This window comes from Rufibacter ruber (assembly GCF_001647275.1).
Classification (GTDB): domain Bacteria; phylum Bacteroidota; class Bacteroidia; order Cytophagales; family Hymenobacteraceae; genus Nibribacter; species Nibribacter ruber_C.
Window position 1 is genome coordinate 113921 of sequence record NZ_LRMM01000005.1, and the last position, 12937, is coordinate 126857.

Annotated in this window: 10 protein-coding genes and 1 pseudogene; 4 read left to right on the forward strand and 7 right to left on the reverse strand. The window is 54.4% G+C overall.

Annotated elements, in window-relative coordinates; genetic code table 11:
* Positions 1 to 216: 216 nt before the first annotated feature.
* The 3 genes and pseudogenes from A8O25_RS03590 to A8O25_RS03600 all read right to left on the reverse strand — a co-directional run bounded on the left by A8O25_RS03590 (position 217) and on the right by A8O25_RS03600 (position 2708).
* A pseudogene (locus tag A8O25_RS03590) lies at positions 217 to 1430 on the reverse strand (DegT/DnrJ/EryC1/StrS family aminotransferase).
* Complete coding sequence (locus tag A8O25_RS03595) at positions 1351 to 2280, reverse strand: GNAT family N-acetyltransferase (protein ID WP_066830934.1); 930 nt, start codon at positions 2278 to 2280, stop codon at positions 1351 to 1353. Before A8O25_RS03595 ends, A8O25_RS03590 begins: the two are co-directional and overlap by 80 nt.
* Positions 2281 to 2303: 23 nt before the next feature.
* Positions 2304 to 2708, reverse strand: a complete 405-nt coding sequence (locus A8O25_RS03600) for a sugar 3,4-ketoisomerase (RefSeq protein WP_082893417.1) — start codon at positions 2706 to 2708, stop codon at positions 2304 to 2306.
* A gap of 462 nt (positions 2709 to 3170) precedes the next feature.
* Here A8O25_RS03600 and A8O25_RS03605 point away from each other — a divergent pair, with 462 nt between their 5' ends.
* Together A8O25_RS03605 and corA are read left to right on the forward strand one after the other, a co-directional pair.
* Entirely contained in the window at positions 3171 to 3758 is a 588-nt protein-coding gene (locus A8O25_RS03605) for an IMPACT family protein (RefSeq protein WP_066831052.1), read from the forward strand.
* A gap of 766 nt (positions 3759 to 4524) precedes the next feature.
* Positions 4525 to 5649: a magnesium/cobalt transporter CorA gene (gene corA, locus A8O25_RS03615; protein ID WP_066830941.1), complete on the forward strand. Its 1125-nt coding sequence runs from the start codon at positions 4525 to 4527 to the stop codon at positions 5647 to 5649.
* 117 nt (positions 5650 to 5766) lie between these two features.
* On the opposite strand, the gene A8O25_RS03620 is transcribed toward corA, so the two are convergent.
* Together A8O25_RS03620 and A8O25_RS03625 are read right to left on the reverse strand one after the other, a co-directional pair.
* Complete coding sequence (locus tag A8O25_RS03620; RefSeq protein WP_066830943.1) at positions 5767 to 6357, reverse strand: YceI family protein; 591 nt, start codon at positions 6355 to 6357, stop codon at positions 5767 to 5769.
* 256 nt (positions 6358 to 6613) lie between these two features.
* Positions 6614 to 9319 (reverse strand): hypothetical protein, encoded by a 2706-nt coding sequence (locus A8O25_RS03625; RefSeq protein ID WP_153042569.1) that lies wholly within the window; start codon positions 9317 to 9319, stop codon positions 6614 to 6616.
* Between the two features lie 284 nt (positions 9320 to 9603).
* Here A8O25_RS03625 and dtd point away from each other — a divergent pair, with 284 nt between their 5' ends.
* Positions 9604 to 10056, forward strand: a complete 453-nt coding sequence (gene dtd / locus A8O25_RS03630; protein ID WP_066830946.1) for a D-aminoacyl-tRNA deacylase — start codon at positions 9604 to 9606, stop codon at positions 10054 to 10056.
* A 164-nt stretch (positions 10057 to 10220) separates the two neighbouring features.
* Positions 10221 to 10550: a nucleotide pyrophosphohydrolase gene (locus tag A8O25_RS03635; protein ID WP_066830948.1), complete on the forward strand. Its 330-nt coding sequence runs from the start codon at positions 10221 to 10223 to the stop codon at positions 10548 to 10550.
* A gap of 316 nt (positions 10551 to 10866) precedes the next feature.
* On the opposite strand, the gene A8O25_RS03640 is transcribed toward A8O25_RS03635, so the two are convergent.
* A complete protein-coding gene (locus tag A8O25_RS03640; RefSeq protein WP_066830950.1) occupies positions 10867 to 11577 on the reverse strand; it encodes a 2-phosphosulfolactate phosphatase in 711 nt (236 codons plus the stop codon).
* 164 nt (positions 11578 to 11741) lie between these two features.
* On the reverse strand, positions 11742 to 12836 hold the full coding sequence (gene gcvT / locus A8O25_RS03645; protein WP_066830952.1) for a glycine cleavage system aminomethyltransferase GcvT: 1095 nt from the start codon (positions 12834 to 12836) through the stop codon (positions 11742 to 11744).
* Positions 12837 to 12937 lie beyond the last annotated feature (101 nt).

The window sequence follows — 12937 nt, forward strand, 5'->3', positions numbered from 1 at the left end:
AGCCCGAAAATAGCTTTTACTCTGCTTTATTCACATTGGTCTTCTGCACTGCCAACTGGCACCGGTTGAACCTGCTTTCGTCCTTCTCACTCTCCGGAACGCTGCTATGCTGATCAAAAACCACTTCGCCAGGATCTTTCACGCCCCGCCTTCGCCTGCAAAACCAAAATGGGAATATGGGCTTAGGGGAGAAAACTGGTTGGTTTGGCCTGCACGTCAGGCGAAGAAATGTTGCACCTGCTCCACCACATAGTGTTGCTCCCCTTCGGTCATACCCGGGTAAAGCGGAAGGCTGAGACTGGTAGCCGCCAACGCCTCTGTTACGGGCAAGCCCCCTTTTCTCACCCCCAGATGGCCGTAAGCTTTCTGCAAGTGGGCCGGCACCGGATAATGCACCAGGGTGCTGATACCTTTTTTCTGCAGGTATTGCTGCAATGCATCACGCTGCCGCGTTCTGACCACGTACAGATGAAACACCGGCTCAGTCCCGGGGGGAACTTCTGCCGGGCACTCCAGATCCCCCACCCCCGCCAACTGCTGGCTGTAACTTCTGGCCAATCTCCTCCTCTCCTCATTGAGCTGCCCCAGATACGGGAGTTTCACTGAAAGCACGGCGGCCTGCAGAGAATCCAGGCGGGAGTTCACGCCGGGCAGCTCATACGCGTACCGCTGGGACTGCCCGTAGTTCTGGTATTTCCGGATAAAGTTCAGCCGCTCCAGATCCTGGCTCACCACGGCACCCGCGTCTCCCACCGCCCCCAGGTTTTTGGTTGGGTAAAAACTGAAGGCGTTCACATGCCCAAACGAACCTACTTGCCGGCCGCCACCACCGCCCCGTGCGCCTGCGCACAGTCTTCTACCACCAGAATGCCCTTCTCCTGCGCCACCTGCATGATCTGGGGCATGGGGCACGGCAACCCAAATAAATGAACCGGTATCACTGCCTTTGTGTGCTGGGTAATGGCTTGGTTAACGGCCTGGGCGGTGAGGTTGTAGGTTTTCTCATCTGGGTCCAGCAGCACAGGAGTAGCCCCCACCTGCTGCACCGCATTGATGGTGGCAATGAAACTGTTCCCCGGCAGCAATACGTCATCTCCGGGGCCAACCCCTAACGCCCGCAGACTCAGTACCAGGGCGTCAAACCCGTTACCGACACCTACTGCCTCTTTTACCCCAATATAATCACTAAAACTTCGCTCAAACTCCTGAACGGAAGCACCCAAAATGAACTGCTGCCTCCGGTACTCCTCTACCAGCGTCTGCTCAATTCGTGCATGTATTCCGTCAGGGAAGTCTCTGAACGTGAAGAAGGGTACTTGCATGTTGTTCTCCTGTGTCATGGCCTGCTCCTTACTTCCAGGTGAGCAGATACCGCTCCTGCAGCATGGCCCTGGCCCCCATGCTCTCTTTGAAGTAATACAGCTGCTCATTGATATATGGCGGGCCAGGGGAAGTCCCAAAGCTAAAATACCGTTTCTGGCCCTGATACGCAGAGAAAATCTTGTCCAGCAGATACGGGGTGGCCCCCAGTGCCTTCCCTTCTTCCCCCATGCCAATGTATTGGGCGTGCACTACCTGCTCTGTTACAAATACCACCGTCCCGCCTAAAAGCTCCTGCCCCTGGAACACCCCGTACAATACAATATTCTCCGGAAAACTCCTTGCCAACTGCCGGAGTTCTTCTACTGAATGCGTGGGATATACCCTGTACTTGGTTTGGAGCAGTTCCTGCATGATTTGCATAAACGCAGAGAGATTCTCACTCCTTCTCACTTCCAAGGCAGCTTTCTTTGCTTTCTGCACCGCCCATTTCACCCCTTTTGAATACTTTCTGGGTGCCGAAAGATCTAGTACGCTCACCAAATCCCGGGCCGTCATTTCTGCCCCCAACTGGGTCAGCACCGCCACATCTTCATTAGACGGCAACTGGTGGTAACACGCCGGAATCGCTTTGTACACCAGGGCATGAATATTTTGCGACTTTAAATAGACTTTCAAGGCCGAAAACACCTCCCGCATTCCCAAAAAAGTCATAGCAGCGTCACAGAGAACGCCGCCAAATGTGAGGCCATTGTGTGAATACAGCGTCTCTCCCTGCACATGCGCCGGCAAGACGGCTACCAGCCTGTTCTTTTGGAAGAACAGCAAAGACTCGTCCTGAAACCGGGAGGAATGGTACCCCATGTAGCGCCGCTGAAACATGAAATGCCCGTTCTTTGCGCGTTGCACAAAAGCATTCCACTCATTCTCATACGCGCTTGTGTATTTGATGACGTCCATGGGTTCTTCTCCGGCGGGCTTGGTTACTTTGCCAGAAGCTTCAAAAACTCCTGGTACTCCCTGATATAGTCTGACTCTTCAAAACATGTGGAGGTCATGCAACAGAGAATAGCATCTGCTGCAGGATGTACCGCAATCCAGCACAGCGGCGGTATGTACAGCCCCTGGGAGATATCTGACAGCTCAAAGGCCTTTTTGCCCCGGGCAGTCTGCGTATGCACCACCACGCTCCCTTGCACTACCGTCAGCACCTCTTTGGTGGTGCGGTGGGCGTGCCCCCCGCGCACGGTGTCAGCCCCGTTAGGGTACACCCAGAAAACCCGCTGCACGGCAAAGGGCAGACCAGCGGCGTCTTGGGTGGAAACTAACGTGCCCCCGGCATCTGAAAAGGTTGAAAACGGCAGTAGGTAAGGTTCTGATGGCATCATTTGCCCCCAAGTTACGCAAACCCGCCAGAATGGTAACAATAGTAGCGCCAAGAGCAAGAACCAAGATCCGCCTACCCCCTTCGCCCATCCTTTGATCCCTCCCCTACAGAATAGCTTCCTAATTCAACCGGCTGCGCCGCGTCCGGTTCTAGACGCTGCAGGCTCTCCTTTTAAGCTAAACCAGTAGACCGCTCCCCGTGCCTGAGCATAAGGCATGTTTCTATCCTGGGTGAATTCCAGGCCCCTATTCTGCCAAGCCCACAGAGCGGCAACCGGTATTCCCTATACCGCACCACGGCCTTTGAACCAGAGATGACATCTGGTGGCCGTGCCGGTGCGGTTCCTCCTATTTTATCAGGCACGGGGGCCTGTCTGCTTCAACCTGTTTTAGGGCTATTTTCTGGAAAACAGCCCCAAAACGCACTTCTGCCCTTTCCTAAATACTTCGTAATTTTGCGTTCCATGCAGGATACCTACCGCACCATAGCCGCACCCGTTGAGGGGTTGTACAAAGAGAAAGGCAGCAAGTTTATTGCCAAGGCGTACCCGGTGCGCTCTGAAGAGGAGGTGAAAGAGATCCTGCAAGCCCTGCGCAAAGAATTCTTTGACGCCCGCCACCACTGCTACGCGTACCTGCTGGGGGCTGACCGGGCCACCTACCGCGCCAATGATGACGGTGAGCCCAACCACTCAGCGGGAGACCCCATCCTGGGGCAGATCAAATCTGCAGATCTGAGCAATGTGCTGGTGGTGGTGATCCGGTATTTTGGCGGCATCAAGCTGGGCGTGGGCGGCCTCATTCACGCCTACAAAACCGCCACCGCTGAGGCATTGGCCCAGGCCTACGTAGTAGAACGCCATGAAACCACGTTCCTCACGGTCCAATTCAGTTATGAGCAGATGAATGACGTGATGCGGGTGGTGAAAGACTATGACCTTCTGGTTCGGCAGCAGGACTTTCAGCTGGATTGCCAACTCACCGTAGAGGTGCGCACCAGCCTGGCCCCGCAACTAGAAGAGCAGTTCTCCAAACTGGGCCGCCTGCGTTAGAATTCTCACCGCCTTCCCAACCTTAAGAGCTTGTTTAAATTTTGATTTTGCAAGCGAAAACGGGGAGCGAAAGGTTCTTCTATAGCGTTTTTTGAGCAGCATACGCCCCGCTATGGTGCGAGTCAACCGCGAAGTCAGGTTCTTTTGATACCCGTTTGCAGTGCAAAAGGCAAATTTAAACATGCTCTAAACCCACCCCGTCCCTCAGGTGGTGGCTCTCTTTGTCTGCCTCTCTTTTTGGAGCACAACATCTTTTAACTCCCCGGTTCACGTTACCTTCTTAAAAACTAGCCGTAAGGCAGCTACCTTGGCGCGGGACTTCAGTCTTGTGACGCAGATGGTGCAATTCTCCAGACACCCCGGGAGCCGTCTTTGATCTCTAAAGGCAATTTTAGACCAGCTTACCACAACCTTAGGGAGCACATCCTCCTTCGGCCAAAGGCCGAAAATGCCCCGGGAGGCTCTGGTTCATAAACGTCAACGGCGGCGGCGGTAACACACATAATCCTGTAACAGCCCCTGGCGTCGCTTCAGAAGAACGCATTTTGCCAGCGGCCTTTCTGGCCCCTTTTAAAGAACCTGGCTTCGGCAACGCCGAGGCCAAAAGCGGCCCCTTTCTGTTTCCGCCTGTTTTTCAGAAAACAGGCCGGAAACAGGTCAGCCTTGCAAGCCAGATTTTCGTACCTTTTGAGCCGTTGGCCCTGCTGGGCACCCGGCCCCCTTGCTGGTGCGGGGAAGGCTGCGCCGTTTTTGAACCTGATTGTGCATGACAGATTACCATATCCCTAAGCGGCTTCGGCCGGACACTATCTCCCGGAAGGCCGGGCAGCGGCCGGGGTCGCTGGCCCTGCCGGAGAACGCCCTTGCGCCCCGGTTTTTCCTGATTTCTTACGGGCCTGATTTTTTTCTGGAGCAGGAGCACCAGGGCTATGACAGCCTCATGCACACGTTCAGGGAACACCCGCAGGCCAAGCACTGGCTTGATGTACGGGGCTACGCCGATGTGCCGGTGCTGGAACGCATGATGGCTGATTTCCAGATCCACCCGCTGCAGATGGAAGACATAGTCAATGATTACCAGCGCCCCAAGGTGGAAGACGAAACCGACCGCCTGTTCATTGTGTCCCGCATGATTGAGTTCAATGAGGAGCACAAGCTGGAAGACCGGCAACTCACCCTGCTCACCGGCCCCAACTATGTGCTGACCTTCCAGAGTGACTACCATGACTGCCTGGACGTGCTGCGGGACCGCATCAGGTCGGGCAAGGGTACTATCCGGAAACGCCCCGTCATGTCGCTCACCCACGGCATTTTAGACGTGATCACTGACTACTATTTTCCGGCCATGGCCAAGATTGGCGACTACGCAGAGGAGCTGGAAGACTGCCTGTTTGAGAACCCCGGCCGCCAACTGCTCACCCAGATCCTGGACCTGAAGCGCGAGGTGGTGAAGCTGCGCCGCACGGTGTGGCAGGAGCGGGACAAGATCAACGAGCTGCTGCGCATGGATGAGGAGGTGATTCCGGCGGAGCTGAAAATCTACTTCCGGGACGTGTATGACCACGCCGTGCAGCTCATGGACCTGGTAGACAACTACAAGGAGACCACCAGCAACCTCTCAGACCTGTACCTCTCAAACGTGAGCAACCGCATGAATGAGGTCATGAAAGTATTGACCATCATCTCCACCATCTTTATTCCGTTGAGTTTTATTGTGGGGTTGTACGGCATGAACTTTTCGCGGGAGAACCCCCGCGGCGGTATCAATGAGTGGAACATGCCGGAGCTGTACCACCCGTACGGGTATGTGTACCTGCTCACTTTTATGGGGTTGGTGGTCACCGGCATGGTGTATTTCTTCTACCGCAAAGGCTGGCTCAGTAATAAGTAGCGCCTGTTTTGGGTCTGTTTTCCAGAAAACAGGCTCAAAACAGGCCTTCAAGCTACCCACTAAAAAAGGCGCCCCTTTTGGGAGCGCCTTTTTTGTTCCTGTAATTTTGTGTGCTGCTTATTTCTTAGCTACCAGATTGATGTCTAGCACAAAGTCATTGCTGATGGCTTTATCGCCCAGGTTGTCAAAGAAGCTGCCTGACCCGTATTTGATGTCATATTTGGTTCTGTCAACGGTTACCTTGGCGTTGGCTTTGATCTGGTTACCGGCGTGCTGGATAGTAGCCGGGAACTGGATGGGCTTGGTGATGCCTTTGATGGTCAGGTCACCAGACACCAGGTACTGGCCTTTGCCGGTGGCTTTCGCGTTTTTGATCACCAGGGTAGACGTTGGGTATTTGGCGGTCCCAAAGAAATCTTCTGACTTCAGGTGACCCACCAGGTTCTGGTTCATTTTAGCATCAGAGATGTCTGTGCAGGCAATAGAACCCATGTCAATGGTAAAGGTACCCCCTAGAATGTTCTTGCCGTCGCTAACCAGTTTACCATCTGCAATACTGATGGTGCCTGAGTGCTCACCAGTCACCTTGGTGCCTACCCAGGCCACTTTAGACTGATTGGCTACTACTTTGTAGTCTGCGCCTTTGCCTGCAAATGCGAATGTTACCAACGCTACCAGCGCTGCTAAAACGGTGTTTCTTAGTTTCATTTCTTTTTGACTTACTGTTTAAGTGCTGCAAATGTATAAACAATTAATGTACATACAAATGTTGTGCAGAAAAAAAATTTTGTCAACCCCGTCAAATAATCCCAAGTCTGTCAGCAAGAAAGCCCCTCTGCCTGTCTGCCACCAGGAAAGCCCCCGCTGTTTTAGGGCTGTTTTCCAGAAAACAGCCCTAAAACAGCAGCAGAGTAGCCAAAAGAAGTAGAAGCCCCGGTGGGCAGAGGTGGAGCTGCAGCGCTAATTAGTTTCTACCCTGCACCGTTATCTTCTGCAGCACCCGGTTAAAGGAGGCAAAGAGAATGTACTGGTTCTGCACCTCGTTGAACTGCACACTCACCGGGAATGAGGTATTGATGGGGTCTTTGCCCAGCGGCTGGGCCTGCACGTCAAACAGATAGGCTTTGCGCGTACCGGTCTCCCTGATCACGTACAGCTTCTTGTCTCCCCCAAAGTGGAAGTACTGCACCTCCTTAGCTGACGACGTGACAAACCGCCGGTCTAGCAGCAGTTTGAGCTCCTGGCTGTACAGCGCCACCCGCCCAGGGTCTGTCCGGGCTATGATGTAAGATTTACCGGTTGGCTCCGGCACCAGCTCAAAGGTGCTTCTCCGGTCTGGGCGCAGCAGCTGTTTCCGGCTAATGATTTCGCCCGTCAGGTCAAATGTGACCACTTCGCCACTCTGGGTAACGGTGGCGCAGGTAGAGCGGCGGAAGGAAATGCCCGGCTTGACAAAAAGCCCTGACCGCAGGTTGGCCCCCAGGTTGATGGGGAAACCGGGGTATGGCTCCCCCTGTTCGCCAAAGGCATAGACAAACCCATTCTCCAGCACCACCATGATCACGTTTCTGCCGTTGACCTTGAGGTGCTGCGGCGGCGCGGCCAGCCGGCTGTCTAAGCGCATAGGCGTCCACCCGCCCTGCAGGTTGCCCTGCATGTCCAGCAGGAAGATATTGCCCAGCTGGTCATCTACCGCCAGCCGGTAGTTCCCGTTCTTGTCATAGTCAAACACGGTCAACTGCTGCAGACGCAGGGAGTCTCCCAACGTAAACGGGAAGTTCTCCAGGTCATTCCCGTTCTTGTCTACCCCAAAGATACGGTTAGGCGTGGCGAAAAAATATTTGAGCCGTTTGTCTGCCCCATACACCAACTGGTGCACCGGCCCCATGACCCGGGCATCCAGCGTGTCTGTCCAGTTCTGCCTGTCCAGCTGGGCTGACACCCCGTGCAGCACCAGTGCCGAGTCCTGCACCACCAGCTCAGCGGTGTTGTCAACGGGGTACTGCAACAGGAACGGCATGGTGAGCAACCGGCTCTTCAGGTCATACGTCTCTTCCTGGGTAATGCCCTGGGAGGCCAGCACCTTCTTCACAGAAGACTCCTCCTGGTGCCGCAAGATCAGGCTGGTGTAGTACTGCTGCTCGGCGGCACTGAACTGGAAACTCAGGTAATTGAACTTCTTTACAATGCTGCTGTTGCGCAACAGGGCCGCCTGGATCTGGTTGTTCATAGACCGCACCAGCAGGTTCCAGGCGTTGGCGGTGTGGATGTACAGCCCCACGTTGTCTTCCTGCTGCGTTTCTGCCAGCAGCGGCTCCATGGCCTCAGACTTGCCCCAGACCTTGCCCGCCTTCACCTCTGCCAGGAGCGAACGCATGGTGGCCACATCATCTGTGAACAGGATATAGTTTTGCAGCGTGGTATAATAGGTCTGGTCAAACCCCTTGAACATGTCTCCAAACAGCTGCTGTGGAAGATCTTTGGCTGTCAGCAACCGAATGGTGTGGTCGGCATACTTTTCCTGAGTACCGGCGGTCTGCCCCGGCTGCAGGCGGTTCAGCAGGGACTGGGTGTACGCCGGGTTAGACGCCTGCGCAAACAGGACCTTCTCTGGCGAGGTTCTGGTGTCATAGGCCTCTAAGTAGCAGAGCCCCAGCTCCCCGGCAAACGAATTGGCCAGAGTGTCCAGAAACGAGGCATTGGGCTTGCCTGACACCGCCCTGAGCACCCCCATCTGGTTCATGCCCAGGTGCAGCAGCACCGCCGCCCGGTTGGGAATCACCTCCCTGAGCTTGAAAGATTTGGCGGCATGCCCTTTCAACCGGCTGAACAGGGACCCCTCCACCGTCTCCGGGTTAGAGAAGCCGTTCAGGAAAAGCCGGTTGTTGTTCAGTTTCAGCTCCAGCATGCTGTTGCGGCAGAGGCTGCTCAACAGGTTCACGTCATCCAGCAGGTCTTCCTTCAGAAAGGTACTGAACAGGTCTGGCACGTGCTGGTAGTTGATGAACACGTTGGCGTACACCTCTGGCTGGCTCAGGTAGTTGGTGTTCTTGTAATCTTTGGCCGGTGATTCCAGCTGCCCCCGGTTTATGCGCCGCACCACCTCCTCTACCAGCACCGGGCTGGCGCTGATCACCAGGTTGTTGTGGTAGCTGAAAAAAGAAAAGTTGTTGGTGTTGTTCTGGTGAACGATGTCTGTGATCTGAAACCCCTGGTAATCCCGTACCTCCTGCCGGTACTCGTCTGCCTTCACCACATTCTCCACCAGGGTCCTGATGTAGCGGTGCTCTGCCACCGTGTTTACCGGTATGTAATAGAGCAGCTCCTGGTCAGTGCGCCCCATCACGTGCAAAGACACCAGCATGTTCTTATTGACCAGGAAGTTTCTGAACTGGGAGCGGCCGCCAGAAAGGCTGTCCAGGGTGGTCAGCTGGTCTTCCAGCCGCAGCACAAAGGGCATCTGCGAGACGGTAGACCACAGGTCTGACTCCTGCAGGTGGTCAATGAACCGGGGCACGCTGTTGGTTTCGGCAATAAAGACGGCATCATCAGGTACCAGCGTCCAGAGGTCTACTTTTTCGCGAGCCTCTGTCCATTTGGTAAACCCGTAAAAGCCCAGCGCCAACAGCACCACCACACCACAAAGCCAGTAAATCGTCTTTTTCGGCATCCTGTAAGGGTTAGGAAACACAAAAATAACGGAAAAACCTCCGCTTCAGCGTCCTTTCTCTACAAATTGATATGATCAGGGTGCAAAGCCACCCCGCGTTTTCTTAGTAACTTGCGCAAAGTTCAGAGCGCCCGGGGGTAACACCCCTCATGGGCGGTGTCTGTATTGGCGGCCGCCCGGGTCTGTTTTCGCCCTGTTTTCCCAAAAACAGGCCGAAAACAGAATACGCCCCCTCCTGTAGAGGCAGGTTTTTCTGAACCGATGACATTCACACAGTTAAAATTATGCGCGTAGTGCTACAGCGGGTCACGCAGGCATCTGTGACCATTGAAGGGAACGTGAACGGCCAAATTGGCCAGGGGCTGCTGGTGTTAGCCGGCTTCACCCCCACAGACACCCCCGAAGACCTGGCCTGGACAGCCCGGAAAATTGTCCAGCTCCGTATTTTCAATGACGCGGAAGACAAGATGAACCAGAGCGTGCAAGACGTGCAGGGCGGCCTTCTGCTCATTAGCCAGTTCACCCTGTACGCCAACACCAAGAAAGGCAACCGCCCTTCTTACATCAACGCCGCACCGCCGGCCGTGGCCATTCCGCTGTACGGGCAGTTTCACCAGACCCTGGAAAAGGAGCTGGGCAAACCGGTTCCCACGGGTATTTTTGGCGCAGACATGAAGGTGAGCCTGCTCAATGACGGCCCCGTCACCATCACCATTGACTCGCAAAACCGCGAATAATTGTTCATTGTTGATTGTGTTTGGGCATCGGCCACAGGCCGAAACTAGAAAACGTGTTTTTGGCTTATTTCCCCGAAAACAGCCCTAAAACACAATTCTCATTTGCACATCAGTACATTATAAAATTCACTCAATCACGCATTCACTCCTTCACTCATTAAAAAATGACCCTAGAGCAAGCCCAACAAGCCGTAGACACCTGGATTAAAGACGTAGGCGTGCGGTACTTCTCTGAACTGACCAACCTGGCCATTCTCACAGAGGAGGTGGGCGAAGTGGCCCGCATCATTGCCCGCCGGTACGGGGACCAGTCGTTTAAGAAGAGCGACGAGGAAGTAGACCTGGCCACTGAGATGGCTGATGTGCTGTTCGTATTGATTGCGCTGGCGAACCAAACCGGCGTAAACCTGACCGAAGCGTTCCAGAAAGGCCTGGAGAAACGCACCGCCCGGGACAAAGACCGTCACCAGAACAACCCCAAGCTAAAGGGATAATTCAACAAAAGAGAAAAACCGTTTTCGGGCTGTTTTTCTGAAAACAGGCCAAAAACGGGAATTTAGCCAGCATCACGCCTCCCCTCTTTGTCAATCTGGAAGAATCTTAGGGAACAGTGGGCGAACTAGAAAAGCGGTAGCTATTACCGTTCGCCACCGGGATCCTTTCAGGATGACAGATTTAAAAAAGCAGAGAAAGAACTTACGCTTGCTTATTAAGGCTGTTTTGGCGCTGATTTCTAGAAAATAAGCCAGAAACGAAATTGCTACTAATTGGTATCTGTGGGCCGCTCCTGCCGTTTATGGAGAAAAGCGCTTACCCCAACTCTGCCGGCACCAGCACTTCACCCTGCAGCACGGGCACCAGCTGGTACACGTCTTCCTGCAGGCAGAACTCAATGTCTGGCAGAATGTGCAGCCGCTCCAGCCGTTGCACGTGTGAGGACTTGGACAAGAAACCAAGCAAATCAGTTTTGGCGGTTTGGTACAGGTGGTACGCCGCCAGGGTAGCGTCATGGTTCAGGTGGAAGTCAGCTTGCAATCGTTCAGCCAGCGCCCCGGCAAAGAGCGTGTCTTCCAGATTGAACAGGCCTTTCCAGCCGGCACAGACCACTACCACGTCTTTGCCTTTGGCCCGCACGTAGCGGGCCACGGCGCCCACGTTCACAAACGCCCCCACCAGCACCTCATCTGCCGCGCGTGACAGCCTGATGGCCTGCGTGCCGTTGGTGGTGGTGATGGCCAGCCGCTTGCCTTCTACGCCCTCCCGGTAATGAAACGGCGAATTGCCAAAGTCAAACCCGTCTGCCTTGATGCCATCCCGCTCAGCGGCCACCAGGTAGCCCTTCTCCCGGAACGCCAGGCATTCCTGCAGGTCACTTACCGGGGCAATGTGGGAAACCCCGTGCGCCAGGGCGGTCACCATGCTAGACGTAGCCCGCAGCACATCTACCGCCACGGCAATCTTTCCCTTTAAATCATACAGCGGCAACAGCTCTGGGCTGAAACAAACATCTATAGAAGGCATTTTGAAAAAGTTCTGAGTTCTGAGCCTTGAGTCATATAAAAAATTGGCGTTTTAGGGCTGTTTTCTGGAAAACAGCCCTAAAACGCCTGCGGTTGTTCTGAGTCTAAAGCCTGAAAAATTAAAATTATCTGACTCAGGACCCATGACTCAAGACTCAGAACTCTTTATACTGTTGGTTTGTAGAACGGCAGTTTCACCACCTGCGCCTTGAGCTGCTTGTTGCGCACTTTGATAAAGAGTTCTGTTCCGGGGGCCGAGAACTCGGTTTTCACGTAGCCTAAGCCCACGCCCTTGCCCAGAGAGGGCGACATGGTGCCAGAGGTTACTTCGCCAATGGTGGTGCCCTCTGCGTCAACAATCTCATAGTGGCTGCGCGGAATGCCCTGCTCCATCATCTCAAACCCCACCAGTTTTCTGGAGACGCCCTGTTCCTTCTGGGCTTTGAGGTTCTGGGCATTGGTGAAGTCTTTGGTGAACTTGGTCACCCAGCCCAGCCCGGCTTCCAGCGGTGAGGTGGTGTCTGTGATGTCATTGCCGTAGAGGCAGTACCCCATCTCCAGCCGAAGGGTGTCACGGGCTCCCAGGCCAATGGGTTTAATCCCGAACTCGGCCCCGGCCGCCATGATTTTGTCAAAGACCTCTCTGGCGTTCTCATTGGGTACGTAGATTTCAAACCCACCCGCGCCGGTGTACCCCGTAGCTGAGATGATCACATTGGGCACCCCCGCAAATTCGCCTTTGTCAAAGGTGTAATAGACCATGTTGGCCAGGTCAACCGAGGTCAGTGACTGGAGCGCCTGTGCCGCCTTAGGCCCCTGTACCGCAAAGAGGGAAAGCTCGTCTGAGATATCTTTGAGCTGGGCACCGTTGGTGTTGAACTGGTTGACCCAGTTCCAGTCTTTCTCAATGTTAGAGGCGTTGACCACCAGCATATACTCTTCCTCTGCCAGACAATACACCAGCAGGTCATCTACAATCCCGCCCTGCTGGTTGGGAAACGTGGAGTACTGAATCTTGCCCGGGGTCAGCTTAGAGGCATCATTAGACGTCACACGCTGAATCAGGTCCAGGGCCTGCGGCCCAGACACCAGAAACTCCCCCATGTGTGACACGTCAAAAACGCCCACGGCTTTTCTTACCGTGTGGTGCTCCTCCAGATCAGAGCTGTAGCGAACAGGCATGTTGTAACCGGCAAATGGCACCATTTTAGCGCCCAGCGCCTCGTGCACATCATTTAGAGCTATTTTCTTTAATTCCATGTATGGGTTGTTTAGGAGCACCTTCTAACAGAAAGGCAAAAGTAGGCAATTACCCTGGCTTTAGAAACCGTTTACCAGAGAACAACGGCTGAACCTTATTA